This window comes from Anaerostipes sp. (assembly GCF_018381315.1).
Classification (GTDB): domain Bacteria; phylum Bacillota; class Clostridia; order Lachnospirales; family Lachnospiraceae; genus Anaerostipes.
Map to the genome: position 1 here is coordinate 32,091 of NZ_JAGZSD010000013.1, position 12,033 is coordinate 44,123.

Annotated in this window: 19 protein-coding genes; 17 read left to right on the forward strand and 2 right to left on the reverse strand. The window is 40.8% G+C overall.

Translation table 11 applies throughout. From position 1 onward, the window contains the following. The first annotated feature begins 23 nt into the window (after window positions 1-23). The 4 genes from hxlA (at window position 24) to KH180_RS10890 (ending at window position 3,614) form a co-directional block, all read left to right on the forward strand. Window positions 24-650 (forward strand): 3-hexulose-6-phosphate synthase, encoded by a 627-nt coding sequence (gene hxlA / locus KH180_RS10875; protein ID WP_290760178.1) that lies wholly within the window; start codon window positions 24-26, stop codon window positions 648-650. A gap of 26 nt (window positions 651-676) precedes the next feature. Continuing rightward, complete coding sequence (gene dhaL, locus KH180_RS10880) at window positions 677-1,318, forward strand: dihydroxyacetone kinase subunit DhaL (RefSeq protein WP_290760180.1); 642 nt, start codon at window positions 677-679, stop codon at window positions 1,316-1,318. A gap of 195 nt (window positions 1,319-1,513) precedes the next feature. Next, window positions 1,514-2,641: a hypothetical protein gene (locus KH180_RS10885; RefSeq protein ID WP_290760182.1), complete on the forward strand. Its 1,128-nt coding sequence runs from the start codon at window positions 1,514-1,516 to the stop codon at window positions 2,639-2,641. A gap of 28 nt (window positions 2,642-2,669) precedes the next feature. Beyond that, window positions 2,670-3,614, forward strand: a complete 945-nt coding sequence (locus KH180_RS10890; RefSeq protein ID WP_290760184.1) for an aldo/keto reductase — start codon at window positions 2,670-2,672, stop codon at window positions 3,612-3,614. Window positions 3,615-3,737: 123 nt separating this feature from the next. On the opposite strand, the gene KH180_RS10895 is transcribed toward KH180_RS10890, so the two are convergent. After that, on the reverse strand, window positions 3,738-4,466 hold the full coding sequence (locus tag KH180_RS10895) for a fibronectin type III domain-containing protein (protein ID WP_290760186.1): 729 nt from the start codon (window positions 4,464-4,466) through the stop codon (window positions 3,738-3,740). 30 nt (window positions 4,467-4,496) lie between these two features. Beyond that, a complete protein-coding gene (locus tag KH180_RS10900) occupies window positions 4,497-5,315 on the reverse strand; it encodes a DUF5050 domain-containing protein (protein WP_290760188.1) in 819 nt (272 codons plus the stop codon). A gap of 242 nt (window positions 5,316-5,557) precedes the next feature. Between KH180_RS10900 and KH180_RS10905 the strand changes: the two genes are divergently transcribed. The 13 genes from KH180_RS10905 to rplN all read left to right on the forward strand — a co-directional run bounded on the left by KH180_RS10905 (window position 5,558) and on the right by rplN (window position 12,027). Then, window positions 5,558-5,947 (forward strand): HI0074 family nucleotidyltransferase substrate-binding subunit, encoded by a 390-nt coding sequence (locus tag KH180_RS10905; RefSeq protein ID WP_290760190.1) that lies wholly within the window; start codon window positions 5,558-5,560, stop codon window positions 5,945-5,947. Window positions 5,948-6,297: 350 nt separating this feature from the next. Then, the gene (gene rpsJ, locus KH180_RS10910) at window positions 6,298-6,618 is read left to right on the forward strand and encodes a 30S ribosomal protein S10 (RefSeq protein WP_009289945.1); all 321 of its coding nucleotides are present in this window, start codon (window positions 6,298-6,300) and stop codon (window positions 6,616-6,618) included. A 118-nt stretch (window positions 6,619-6,736) separates the two neighbouring features. Continuing rightward, window positions 6,737-7,366, forward strand: coding sequence for a 50S ribosomal protein L3 (rplC, locus tag KH180_RS10915; protein WP_290760193.1), 630 nt, complete (start codon window positions 6,737-6,739; stop codon window positions 7,364-7,366). A 23-nt stretch (window positions 7,367-7,389) separates the two neighbouring features. Next, complete coding sequence (gene rplD / locus KH180_RS10920; RefSeq protein ID WP_290760195.1) at window positions 7,390-8,010, forward strand: 50S ribosomal protein L4; 621 nt, start codon at window positions 7,390-7,392, stop codon at window positions 8,008-8,010. After that, window positions 8,010-8,309: a 50S ribosomal protein L23 gene (rplW, locus tag KH180_RS10925; RefSeq protein WP_137329862.1), complete on the forward strand. Its 300-nt coding sequence runs from the start codon at window positions 8,010-8,012 to the stop codon at window positions 8,307-8,309. Before rplD ends, rplW begins: the two co-directional genes overlap by 1 nt. A gap of 182 nt (window positions 8,310-8,491) precedes the next feature. Continuing rightward, window positions 8,492-9,334 carry a 50S ribosomal protein L2 gene (rplB, locus tag KH180_RS10930; protein WP_290760199.1) on the forward strand — a complete coding sequence of 281 codons (843 nt, stop codon included), beginning with the start codon at window positions 8,492-8,494 and terminating at the stop codon, window positions 9,332-9,334. Between the two features lie 16 nt (window positions 9,335-9,350). Continuing rightward, the gene (rpsS, locus tag KH180_RS10935; RefSeq protein WP_137329860.1) at window positions 9,351-9,632 is read left to right on the forward strand and encodes a 30S ribosomal protein S19; all 282 of its coding nucleotides are present in this window, start codon (window positions 9,351-9,353) and stop codon (window positions 9,630-9,632) included. Window positions 9,633-9,665: 33 nt separating this feature from the next. Next, a complete protein-coding gene (gene rplV / locus KH180_RS10940; protein WP_137329859.1) occupies window positions 9,666-10,055 on the forward strand; it encodes a 50S ribosomal protein L22 in 390 nt (129 codons plus the stop codon). Window positions 10,056-10,067: 12 nt separating this feature from the next. Then, a complete protein-coding gene (rpsC, locus tag KH180_RS10945) occupies window positions 10,068-10,724 on the forward strand; it encodes a 30S ribosomal protein S3 (protein WP_137329858.1) in 657 nt (218 codons plus the stop codon). After that, a complete protein-coding gene (gene rplP / locus KH180_RS10950) occupies window positions 10,724-11,161 on the forward strand; it encodes a 50S ribosomal protein L16 (RefSeq protein WP_006568492.1) in 438 nt (145 codons plus the stop codon). Before rpsC ends, rplP begins: the two co-directional genes overlap by 1 nt. After that, window positions 11,151-11,354, forward strand: a complete 204-nt coding sequence (gene rpmC / locus KH180_RS10955; RefSeq protein ID WP_006568493.1) for a 50S ribosomal protein L29 — start codon at window positions 11,151-11,153, stop codon at window positions 11,352-11,354. The genes rplP and rpmC overlap by 11 nt, the downstream gene beginning before the upstream one ends. Before the next feature lie 20 nt (window positions 11,355-11,374). Continuing rightward, window positions 11,375-11,629 (forward strand): 30S ribosomal protein S17, encoded by a 255-nt coding sequence (gene rpsQ, locus KH180_RS10960; protein WP_290760205.1) that lies wholly within the window; start codon window positions 11,375-11,377, stop codon window positions 11,627-11,629. Window positions 11,630-11,658: 29 nt separating this feature from the next. Continuing rightward, the gene (gene rplN / locus KH180_RS10965; protein WP_137329857.1) at window positions 11,659-12,027 is read left to right on the forward strand and encodes a 50S ribosomal protein L14; all 369 of its coding nucleotides are present in this window, start codon (window positions 11,659-11,661) and stop codon (window positions 12,025-12,027) included. Window positions 12,028-12,033 lie beyond the last annotated feature (6 nt).

Below are 12,033 nucleotides of genomic sequence, written 5' to 3' on the forward strand. Positions count from 1 at the left end.
ATATTTAGGAAAGGAATTTTGTTATGAAATTACAGTTAGCGTTAGATGAGATGCCGTTAGTAGATGCCTTAAGATTTGCAGATAAGGTTGCAGAGCATGTTGATATTATTGAAATCGGAACACCGTTTGTTATGGATGAAGGTATGCGCGGAGTCCGTGAATTCCACCGCTTCTTCCCGGATAAAGAAATCCTTGCGGATTTAAAGATTATGGACGGCGGATATTTAGAAGCAAGCTATGCTTATGAGGCGGGAGCAGCTTATGCAACCATCCTCGGAGTGTCTGATAACCTGACCATTGAAGGAGCTTTAAAGGCAGCCAGAGACTATGAAAGAAAGCTTGTTGTGGATATGATCTGTGTAGAAGATCTTCCGGCAAGAATTGCAAAGATGGAAGAGATCGGCGTGGATATTTTAGCAGTTCACACAGGAGCCGACCAGCAGGCTGCAGGAAGAGAGCCGATCCAGGATCTTCAGGTGATGACAGAGCATGCTAAAAAATCTCAGATCGCTGTTGCAGGCGGAATCAACAGTAAGACAATTGATAAATATGTTGCATTAAAGCCTGAAATTATTATTGTAGGATCTGCAATCGGCCATGCAGATGATCCGGTAGCAGAAGCAAAAGCAATCAAAGATGCAATGCTGTAAAATACTTAAATAGAGAGGTGAGAACAATGGCTAGTTTTAAAAATGCAGATGCAGGGATGATCGTAGACCAGCTGATTAAAGTCATTCAGGAGCAGAGAAATTATCTGAGTGAGATTGACGGACAGATTGGGGACGGAGACCACGGTATTAATATGAACAAAGGTTTTACCATGTGTGAGGAGAAGTTAAGCGGAAAGACTTATAATCTGAGTGAAGCTTTATCCATCCTTGGGGAGACTCTTCTAGATGATATCGGCGGTTCTATGGGACCTTTATATGGTATGCTGTTTGATGAAATGGCCATGGCCTGTGAAGATGCAGATGACATAGATGCAGAAGTATTTGGAGAGATGCTGACCAACGCAGTGGAAGGGATCCAGGAAATCAGTCCTGCCAAGGTTGGGGATAAATCTTTGATTGATACGCTGGTTCCTGCAAAGGAAGCCTTTGTTACAGCAAAAGAAGAAGGAAAAGAGTTTGTGCAGTGCCTGGAAGCAATGAATGAGGCTGCCGAAAAGGGATGGCAGTCCACAAAAGATCTTGTGGCCAAAATCGGGCGGGCAAGCCGCCTGGGTGAACGCTCCAGAGGAGTTTTGGATGCCGGAGCTACAAGCTGTTATTTCATTGTAACAGGTATCGGCAAAGCAGCCATTGGACTGCTGAAATAAATTAGTCTGAGATATACAATGTGAGAGATTGAGGGATTTCTTATTCAGGAAAGGCTGTCATGCCGGTGTGAAGCCGGCGGACAGCCTTTTTGCTGTAAAAGGAGTTGTTTTTTGAACTGGCAGAGAAAAAGTGAGGTGATCCATGATATAATAAAGAAAGAAGCTATGGGTTAGGATAAATTGGAGGTGCTGCATATGAAAAGTTGGAGAAAACGATGGGCAGCCTGCCTGTTAGCATGTTTAATAGCGGCAGGGGCAGCCGGCACAGTACAGACTGTGGCAGCAGATGACGAGATACAGTATAATCTTCCGGAGATTGACGTGGAAGGTTTTCCGGACTGGCAGATGGCCAATGCAGTGACAGATGAGTTCGCTCCTGTGTACCAGCCGTCCTATCAGACAAATGAAAGAATGGTAAAATTGACAGTGAAGGATAACGGGCTGCTGAACATAGAGCTGTCCTCATGGGATGAGGATGAGACGGTTCCTCAGGCATCTGTATATGACGGCAGCAAAAAATTACTGAGAAAAACGTGGAGCCAATATGGATCCCAATACTATAGGAAAACTTATGTGAAGGCCGGAGATGTTTTTTATGTAAAGGTACCCCAGAGTAAGAGATCTTTCCGGATTCAGGCGGCCGTCCTGAGAAATGCAGTTTCAGTTAAAAAAGGACCTGATCCGGTGACTGTTTTAGGTGAAGGAAAGAAATGTACCCGGACATTCCGGCTCAAAAAGAAAAGTGTTGTGACGTTTGAGTATGAAAGTCTGGTTAAGGGAGAAGGAACTGTCTCCGGATACATCCAAAAAAAATCAGGGAAGGCCTGGAAGAAAACCGGGGCATCTATGAAGGCTTCTGCAAAGACAAAAGAATTTACATATGGGCTCAGAAAAGGAACTTACCGCATTGTGTTTAAGATGCCGAAGACTCAGGCAGTTATGTTTGGATATGATACAGCAGTATCTTTTTATAATGGAAAGTACGGGCTGAAAAAGTCAAAGGCCAAAGATTTGAAAAAAATACTGGGAAATAAGGCATATACAGCAGATCAAATGTTTACGAAGGAAGCAAAAAAAAGCAGATGGTATCGGTTTAAAAAGAATACAAAACAAACAAAGAATTTAATTTTAGAAGTAAAAGGAAACAGCGGAAAAGTAAGATTTACTATTTACAAAGCGGGAAGAAAAAAGGCTTGGAAAAAAGTAAGCCTGATGAATGATGCTAAGAAATATAAGCTGCCAAAAGGAAAACAAACCTACTATATTAAGGTCAGCAAAAAGGGAAGCAAGACCAACGGCTGGTACGAAATAACTGCAGAGTAGGGGAATTTAAGAATAAGGAGGAAACCGGATGATACCTAAAAGGACATTGAGCAACGGAGTTGAGATGCCGTATCTCGGATTTGGGACATGGAAGCTTAAGGGAGAAGAGTGCTCCCGGATGGTGAAGTATGCACTGGATACAGGCTATACAGCGATTGACACGGCACAGGTTTATTTAAATGAAGAAGCGGTAGGAGAGGGGATACGCCGCTCCGGTAAGAAAAGAGAAGATTTTTTTGTTACTTCTAAGGTGAGAAACCGTTTTCAGGGCTATGACAACACCTTGTATGCGGTGGAAGCATCCCTGAAAAGGTTTGGACTGAACCAGCTGGATTTGTTTTTGGTCCACTGGCCCGGAGAGGATATGTATGTCCCTACATGGAAAGCACTGGTCCGTATGTATGAGGAAGGTTTGCTCCGTGCAGTGGGAGTCAGCAATTTTTATCCGGAACATCTGGAGGCCTGCGCTCAGGAGACCGGGGTTATGCCGATGGTGGACCAGATTGAAATGCATCCTTATTTTCAGCCGTATGAGATCGTTGAGTACTGCAGCAGCCATGACATCTTTCCAGTTGCATGGAGTCCGCTCATGGCAGGCGGGGAGAGCAGGAAGGATGCAAAAACAGCGAAACCGGGTGAGACAGAGATCCAGTTAAAAACCCCCATGGAAGATCCTGTAATTGTTCAGATTGCCCGGAATCATGAAAAGACGCCGGCACAGGTAATTCTGCACTGGCTTGTGCAGAATGGATTCGGAGTGATACCCAAATCCTCAAATGAGGGCCGGATTAAACAGAACATGGATATTTTTGATTTTGAGCTTTCAGGGGAAGAGATGGAGCAGATGCACACCCTTACAAAGAGGCAGATCCGGGTTGGGGACGATCCCAGGACCTACCGCTTTCCGCTGCTAAATGAGATGATTGCAGCAGGAAAAGAGCCGGAGAGAGACAGATTCGGAAATTACCTATGACATTTAACAGGAGGAGGCATCCAACGAGAGTTTTTCTTTTGTGCCTTTAGTAGTTCTTAGAATGTTTCGGTCTAATCAACAAGAAGGACAGGTTGTATCCTGTCCTTCTTGTTTTAAATAGTTCTATTTTATTATTTTTTTCTTTTTGACCCCGCTCCATTTTGAATAAACTTTTGTTTTGTCCAATGTAATTGTATATGTACGAACTCTGACATAGTACTTTTTTGATTTTTTTAATTTGCTGAATGTTTTGCTTGTTATTGTATTTTTTTTGGCTGTATATGATTTTTTGTTTTTTGAGAACTTTGAATTTGTGGCGATCTGAACCTGATAGCCGGACACTGCTGATTTTTTTGTCCATGTTACTTTTAATTTTTTCTTTGCTTTATTAGAAAGCTTTTTAACAGATGAAGCCGGGAATCCCTTATAGGAAGGTTTCAACTTAAATGTTGTAGTTTTATAAGTTCCCATCATTCCATCGGCAACTATATAGTACCTGCCCTTTTTCAGGTTCGCTGCAATTACAGAATGTGATTTATCAACTAGTTTTTTATAAAGGAGTTTTCCGGAGCTGTTGTAGACTTTTAAAATCAGAGAACGTATTTCGCTGTCCGGATTGCTGAGAGTGATATTAATTTTAACAGTGCCCGGTTTTTTTAATGTTACATTATACCGATACATATCTTCTGTTGTATTAATTGTTCCTGTATAAGTATGGCCAAATGTAACTTGCTGCGGCGGGGCGGAATAACTTTCGGCAGAGACATTTGCCGGAGAGATAAGGAAAAGGCTTCCTATGACAGCGGCCAGTGCAGCGATTGCTAAATTAATTTTCAGGCTTCTTTTTTTCATATATGATAACCTCGCTTTCGTTTTTGAAATTTATTTGAATTTATAATATTTTTCTTTATAATTTTGGTCCAGATAGTGCATACCTTTTGATGAAATATTCCAGCTGCATATTATTTTAATGTTTTTAGCGAGATATTTCTTTTTGGAACCATCTCGTTTACACTGCAGGACATCCACAAGAAATCCTTTTTTCAAAGTTTTTTTGTAATTAGAGTAATACAGAGTTTTTCCGCGGACTGTATAGTTTGCACATTTGGAAATAGTTTTAACTTTATCATTATTTACAGTAAGAACGCGTAAGGGCTGTCCGCCGTATGCATCTCCTGAATAAGGGTCCAGATAAAGATAGTTTCCAGAACGTGTAGTAGAGGTCACATTTGCTGCTAATTTTTTTGTCTTTTTTGTCTTAATATTTACAACTTTGAGAGTACCCGGATCCAATTCGGTAACAAAATATATTTTATTGCCATACCCGTATTCAAGATTTATGTAAGGAGCATCCTTTTTTAGTTTCCCTTTCACAATCTTTTTTTTCTTTGAACCGTTTATATTTGCGGAATATATATAATAATGATTTCCTTTGGTAACAGAATAGTATATTTTTTTCTTGTTGGACAGAATCACGGTGTTGCTGTTTTTGCCTGCGATCTTTACTTTCTTCTTTCCTTTTATACTGTAAAGCCCGGTTTTATAATGCCATCTTATTCTGTAGGCCCCGATCTTGGTTCCTTTTGACGTGTAAGTATTATATTGTTTATATGTCGATGCGGCAGCATAGGCCGGGACAGGGACAATTCCGATTAGAAGAACACATGTAAGCGTTATGAGCAGCATTTTTTTCGTTTTCATAATGACAGACCACCTTCCCTTATTTCTTATTATTATACAATATTTTATAAATTTAACCAAGATGTTTATCAGGCAGTATGATTGCTGGCTGTTATTGGAGACAAATTGCATTCCCCCACTATATATGCTACATTTATAAAAAAGAATGTAAATAGGAATAGAATGCATGGATATAATGAAAAGAAGTGATATTGATCTGGCGGTGTATGGCGGGGATACGATTGAGGAAGGGATCGTGATCTATGAAAAAGTTTGAAAACTTCTGTAAAGCAATGGACAATCTGGAAGACATCTATAAGTATGAAGAACCTTATGATAATGTTGTTCTTATTGGGCTGGTAGCGCTGTATGAAATATGCTTTGAGCAGTCGTGGAAAGCAATGAAAGAAGTTTTATATGAAAATGGAATAAAAGAAGCGGCTGCGGGCTCACCCCGAAGTATTATAAAACTGGCTTACAGTGTAAAACTGATAGAAGATCAAGAAGTCTGGCTGGACGCCCTGGTATCACGCAATAATGTTGCACATGCATACAACCAGGCCATTGCCATGGATATCGTAAAGAATACAAAAGAACGGTATGCTGGTATGTTCCGGGAGCTGAGAGATGAGATTCGGACAAACTGGATCTGACAAAGAATCGTGTTTCTTCTATATAATATACTGAATTTGTTGTTTTCCGAAAAAAACATAAAAATACCTTGCAATAGAGCAGAAGATAAGATATAATCAAATCGTTGTGACCTTGATAGCGGTGAAGCGAGAGGTTGCTGTACCGGCAAAAGCCGGCGCAGGTTTTCCGTGGAGCGAATGTCAAGTTGTTAAAACTGGCGACAAGTCACTGTACGAATATTACAATCTATTTTTATTATTTAAAGATAGAGACGCAGTGTGTAAATCTTACGATACACACGGAGGAGTGTACAGTCACCACTTGTCGTGCTACAAGAAATTTATAGTGCGAAAAGGAGGCGGCTTTTTTTATGGCAGCAAGTCAAGTAATGAGAATTACATTAAAAGCGTATGATCATCAATTAATCGATGCATCAGCAAAGAGTATCATCGAAACAGTTAAGAAAACAGGATCTAAGGTGAGCGGACCGGTTCCGATGCCGACGAAGAAGGAAGTAGTTACCATCATCCGTGCCGTACACAAGTACAAAGATTCCAGAGAGCAGTTCGAGCAGAGAACTCACAAGAGATTGATTGATATCATCACACCAACACAGAAGACAGTCGATGCGTTATCTAAATTAGAAGTACCGGCTGGTGTTTACATCGATATCAAGATGAAAACAAAATAGGAAGTTATCCCGCAGGGTTATGAACAAATAAGGAATCCCCTTAAGCTTTCATAGCGTCTAGGATGATTTTAACGTCAAGCGTTATAATCCGCTGTAGATTAAATAGGAGGAAATATCAATGAAAAAAGCGATTTTAACAACAAAAGTCGGAATGACTCAGATCTTTAATGAAGACGGAGTTTTAACGCCGGTTACTGTACTGCAGGCTGGGCCTTGTGTCGTTACTCAGGTAAAGACAGAAGAAAATGATGGCTACGAAGCAGTTCAGGTTGGATTTGCAGACAAGAAAGAAAAGGCTGCAAACAAACCGGAAAAGGGACACTTCGAAAAAGCAGGTGTTACACCGAAAAAATTCGTTAGAGAATTTAAATTTGAAAATGCTTCTGAATACACAGTAGGTCAGGAAATCAAAGCTGACATTTTTGAAGCAGGAGATAAAATCGATGCAACTGCAACATCCAAAGGTAAAGGATATGCAGGCGGTATCAAACGTCACGGTTTAAGTACTGGTCCTAAGACACATGGTTCTAAGTATCACCGTCATGCAGGTTCCAATGGTATGGCTTCTGACCCAAGCAAAGTTTTCAAAGGAAAGAAAATGCCTGGTCAGATGGGTGCTGAAAGAGTTACCATTCAGAATCTGGAAATTGTAAAGGTTGATGCAGAAAACAACATTATTTTGGTAAAAGGTGCTGTACCAGGGCCTAAGAAATCTTTAGTAATGTTAAAAGAATCAGTGAAGGCGTAGGCCTAGGGAAGGAGGACAAACAGATGGCAGAAGTATCTGTGTTAAACATGGAAGGAAATGAAGTTGAGAAATTAAATCTTAACGACAGCATCTTCGGTGTTGAAATAAATGAGCATTTAGTGCATTTGGCAGTTGTAAGCCAGTTAGCAAATAACCGTCAGGGTACACAGAGCGCGAAGACACGTTCAGAAGTACGCGGCGGCGGAAGAAAACCTTGGAGACAGAAAGGTACCGGTCATGCAAGACAGGGATCTATCAGAGCTCCGCAGTGGACAGGCGGAGGAGTTGTATTTGCTCCGAAACCAAGAGAATACTCTAAGAAGTTAAACAAGAAGGAAAGAAGACTGGCTCTGAAATCCGCTTTAACATCAAGAGTAAATGAAAATAAGTTCATCGTAGTAGATGAGTTCAAATTTGACGATGTAAAGACAAAGAATGTTGCAAACATGTTAAACAACTTAAATGTAAAAAAAGCATTGGTTGTCATGGGAGATAAGAACGATAACTTAATCTTATCCGCAAGAAACATTCCTGGAGTAAAAACTGCTCTTACAAGCACAATCAACGTGTATGATATCTTAAAGTATGATACAGTTGTTGTTTCTAAAGAAGCGGTAGCAAATATCGAGGAGGTGTACGCATAATGGCAGACATCAAATATTATGACGTTATTTTAAAGCCGATTGTAACTGAAAAAAGTATGAATGCAATGGCAGAGAAAAAATACACTTTCTTAGTTCATCCATCTGCAACAAAATCTCAGATTAAAGAAGCAGTGGAAAAAATGTTCGAAGGAACAAAGGTTGCAAAAGTCAACACAATGAACTACGACGGAAAGACAAAGAGACGTGGAATGACTTTTGGTAAGACCGCTAAGACAAAGAAAGCGATCGTACAGTTAACAGAAGAAAGCGCAGATATCGAGATCTTCGAGGGGTTATAGGCATTGAGCACTTAGAGAATGCAAGCAGAAGCGCAGCATGAACTTAGTGCGAAAGCCGTTACCGAGACTCAGCGAAACCGAGCTTGGGCGAAAGTTGAGCGCTAGTCGAGTGTAACTCCCTTATTACAGAAGCTATACGCAACAAAAGCGTGATATTAAATTGGAATTGAAAGGAGAAAGACATGGGAATCAAGACATATAACCCATATACACCTTCCAGAAGACATATGACCGGGTTAGATTTTACAGAAGTTACAAAGACTACTCCTGAAAAATCTCTGACAACTTCCTTAAAGAAGACAGCCGGCCGTAATAATCAGGGTAAAATTACAGTAAGACACCGCGGAGGCGGAGTCAGAAGAAAATATAGAATCATCGACTTCAAGAGAAGAAAAGATGGTATTCCGGCAACAGTAACAGCCATTGAATACGATCCGAACAGAACAGCCAACATCGCATTATTAACATATGCAGATGGTGAAAAAGCTTATATCATTGCTCCGAACAAATTAGCTGTAGGCGCTACAGTTATGAACGGTCCGGATGCTGAAATCAAAGTTGGAAACTGCTTACCTCTGGCAAACATTCCGGTTGGTACAGAAATCCACAATATTGAGATGTATCCTGGAAAAGGCGGACAGTTAGTTCGTTCTGCAGGTAACTCCGCTCAGCTTATGGCGAAAGAAGGAAAGTATGCAACCCTTCGTCTTCCGTCAGGCGAGATGAGAATGGTGCCTGTTGTGTGCAGAGCTACCATCGGCCAGGTTGGAAACATCGAACATGACCTCGTAAACATCGGTAAAGCGGGACGTAAACGCCATATGGGATTCCGTCCTACAGTCCGCGGTTCTGTTATGAACCCTAATGACCATCCTCACGGTGGTGGTGAAGGTAAGACTGGAATCGGCCGTCCGGGTCCATGTACACCTTGGGGTAAACCGGCACTTGGTTTGAAGACACGTAAGAAACATAAACAGTCTAACAAGATGATCATTAGAAGAAGAGACGGTAAAAACGTTAAATAGTTTAAGGAGGTAACTTATGGCTCGCTCACTGAAAAAAGGACCATTTGCGGATGCAAGCTTATTAAAAAAAGTTGATGCAATGAACGAAGCTGGAGACAAAAATGTTATTAAGACATGGTCCCGCCGTTCCACAATTTTCCCTTCCTTTGTAGGGCATACAATTGCTGTACATGACGGAAGAAAGCATGTGCCTGTATATGTAACAGAGGATATGGTCGGACACAAGCTCGGAGAGTTTGTTGCGACAAGAACATTCCGTGGTCATACAAAAGCAGAGAAAAAATCAGGAATTAGATAATCGATAGAGGAATGGAAGGAGGTTTCACAATCCATGGCTAAGAAATACAGCAGATCTCAGTACAAAAAAGAAAGAAATGCACAAAAAGATACGAGACCTAGCGCTACCTTATCCAACGCCAGAGTATCAGTTACAAAGGCATGTTTCGTATTGGATGCGATCAGAGGAAAGAGCGTTCAGGAAGCACTTGGTATCTTATTATATAACCCAAGATACGCATCAAGTTTAATTGAAAAATTATTAAAGTCTGCAATTGCCAATGCAGAAAATAATAATGGAATGAATCCGGAAGACCTTTATGTTGCAGAATGTTATGCAAACAAAGGACCAACAATGAAAAGAGTTAAACCTCGGGCACAGGGAAGGGCATACAGAATCGAACACCGTATGAGCCATATTACTGTTGTGCTTGACGAAAGATAGAAGGAGGCAATAATGGGACAGAAAGTTAATCCTCATGGTTTAAGAGTTGGTATTATCAAAGACTGGGATTCCAGATGGTATGCAGAAAGCGATTTTGCAGATAACCTGGTTGAAGATGATAAGATCAGAAAATATGTGAAGAAAAAATTATACAATGCCGGAATTTCCAGAATCGAAATCGAAAGAGCTTCCGACAGAGTAAAATTAATCGTCTATACAGCAAAACCTGGAGTAGTAATCGGAAAAGGCGGATCTGCCATTGAAGAGCTTAAGAAAGAACTTCAGAAGATGACAGACAAGAAGCTGCTGATCGACGTAAAAGAAGTAAAAAGACCGGACAAAGACGCACAGTTAGTTGCAGAAAATATCGCACAGCAGTTAGAGAACCGTATCTCTTTCAGAAGAGCTATGAAATCCTGCATGCAGAGAACGATGAGATCCGGAGCACAGGGAATCAAAACATCCGTATCCGGACGTTTAGGCGGAGCTGATATGGCCCGTACAGAATTCTACAGCGAGGGAACAATTCCTCTGCAGACACTCCGTGCAGACATCGATTATGGATTTGCTGAAGCAGACACAACTTATGGTAAAGTCGGAGTTAAGACTTGGATCTACCATGGTGAAGTTCTTCCGACGAAAGAAAAGCAGGAAGGGGGAAATAAATAATGTTAATGCCTAAGAGAGTAAAACGCCGTAAACAGTTCCGCGGAAGCATGCGCGGAAAAGCAACACGCGGTAATAAAATCACTTACGGAGAATTCGGTATTGTGGCAACAGAGCCGGCTTGGATCAGATCCAACCAGATCGAGGCAGCCCGTGTCGCTATGACCCGTTACATCAAACGTGGTGGTAAAGTATGGATTAAGATTTTCCCTGATAAGCCAGTGACAGCACAGCCTGCTGAAACTCGAATGGGTAAAGGTAAAGGTAACTTGGAATACTGGGTAGCAGTTGTAAAACCGGGACGTGTTATGTTTGAGATTTCTGGTGTAAGCGAAGAAGTCGCAAGAGAAGCTTTACGTCTTGCTGTTCATAAACTACCTGTTAAGTGTAAAATTGTTTCTCGTGAAGCTTTAGAAGGCGGTGACAACAGTGAAAACTAAAGAATTTGTAAAAGAGTTAAATAATAAATCTATCGATGAATTAAACAAAGAGCTAGTAGCTGCGAAAAAAGAATTATTCAACTTAAGATTCCAGAATGCAACAAATCAACTTGAGAACACAAGCAGAATCAAAGAAGTTAGAAGAAACATCGCTCGTATCCAGGGAGCGATTACAGCAAAGGCTAACGCTTAAATCGAAAGGAGGAATTTGTTGTGGAAAGAAATTTAAGAAAAACCCGTATGGGTAAAGTTGTAAGTGACAAAATGGATAAGACAATCGTAGTTGCAATCGAAGATAATGTAAAACATCCATTATATAAGAAAATCGTAAAGAGAACTTACAAGTTAAAAGCTCATGACGAAAATAATGAATGCCGTATCGGAGACAGAGTTAAAGTTATGGAAACAAGACCTCTTTCTAAGGATAAGAGATGGAGACTTGTGGAAGTAGTCGAAAAAGCGAAATAGGATTGTTCCATTAGGAAAGGAGAAACAGCATGATTCAACAGGAGTCAAGACTTAGAGTGGCTGACAACACTGGAGCAAAAGAAATCCTTTGCATCAGAGTGTTAGGTGGATCCACTAGAAGATATGCTAACATCGGCGATGTTATTGTAGCTACGGTCAAAGATGCAACACCAGGTGGCGTTGTAAAAAAAGGTGATGTAGTAAGAGCCGTTGTTGTTCGTACGAAAAAAGGTGCCCGCCGTAAAGACGGATCTTATATTAGATTTGATGAGAACGCTGCAGTTATTATCAAAGAGGATATGAACCCGAGAGGAACTCGTATCTTTGGACCAGTGGCAAGAGAGCTCAGAGACAAAAAATTCATGAAGATTGTTTCATTAGCACCAGAAGTATTATAAGGAGGA

Excerpts from the sequence above, each read along its gene's own strand:
- rplN (WP_137329857.1), top strand. The coding sequence starts at position 11,659 with ATGATTCAACAGGAGTCAAGACTTAGAGTGGCTGACAACACTGGAGCA.
- KH180_RS10900 (WP_290760188.1), bottom strand. The coding sequence starts at position 5,315 with ATGAAAACGAAAAAAATGCTGCTCATAACGCTTACATGTGTTCTTCTA.
- rplD (WP_290760195.1), top strand. The coding sequence starts at position 7,390 with ATGGCAGAAGTATCTGTGTTAAACATGGAAGGAAATGAAGTTGAGAAA.
- rpsS (WP_137329860.1), top strand. The coding sequence starts at position 9,351 with ATGGCTCGCTCACTGAAAAAAGGACCATTTGCGGATGCAAGCTTATTA.
- rplC (WP_290760193.1), top strand. The coding sequence starts at position 6,737 with ATGAAAAAAGCGATTTTAACAACAAAAGTCGGAATGACTCAGATCTTT.
- rpsC (WP_137329858.1), top strand. The coding sequence starts at position 10,068 with ATGGGACAGAAAGTTAATCCTCATGGTTTAAGAGTTGGTATTATCAAA.
- KH180_RS10885 (WP_290760182.1), top strand. The coding sequence starts at position 1,514 with ATGAAAAGTTGGAGAAAACGATGGGCAGCCTGCCTGTTAGCATGTTTA.
- rpsJ (WP_009289945.1), top strand. The coding sequence starts at position 6,298 with ATGGCAGCAAGTCAAGTAATGAGAATTACATTAAAAGCGTATGATCAT.
- dhaL (WP_290760180.1), top strand. The coding sequence starts at position 677 with ATGGCTAGTTTTAAAAATGCAGATGCAGGGATGATCGTAGACCAGCTG.
- rplV (WP_137329859.1), top strand. The coding sequence starts at position 9,666 with ATGGCTAAGAAATACAGCAGATCTCAGTACAAAAAAGAAAGAAATGCA.
- hxlA (WP_290760178.1), top strand. The coding sequence starts at position 24 with ATGAAATTACAGTTAGCGTTAGATGAGATGCCGTTAGTAGATGCCTTA.
- rplP (WP_006568492.1), top strand. The coding sequence starts at position 10,724 with ATGTTAATGCCTAAGAGAGTAAAACGCCGTAAACAGTTCCGCGGAAGC.
- KH180_RS10890 (WP_290760184.1), top strand. The coding sequence starts at position 2,670 with ATGATACCTAAAAGGACATTGAGCAACGGAGTTGAGATGCCGTATCTC.
- KH180_RS10905 (WP_290760190.1), top strand. The coding sequence starts at position 5,558 with ATGAAAAAGTTTGAAAACTTCTGTAAAGCAATGGACAATCTGGAAGAC.
- KH180_RS10895 (WP_290760186.1), bottom strand. The coding sequence starts at position 4,466 with ATGAAAAAAAGAAGCCTGAAAATTAATTTAGCAATCGCTGCACTGGCC.
- rplB (WP_290760199.1), top strand. The coding sequence starts at position 8,492 with ATGGGAATCAAGACATATAACCCATATACACCTTCCAGAAGACATATG.
- rplW (WP_137329862.1), top strand. The coding sequence starts at position 8,010 with ATGGCAGACATCAAATATTATGACGTTATTTTAAAGCCGATTGTAACT.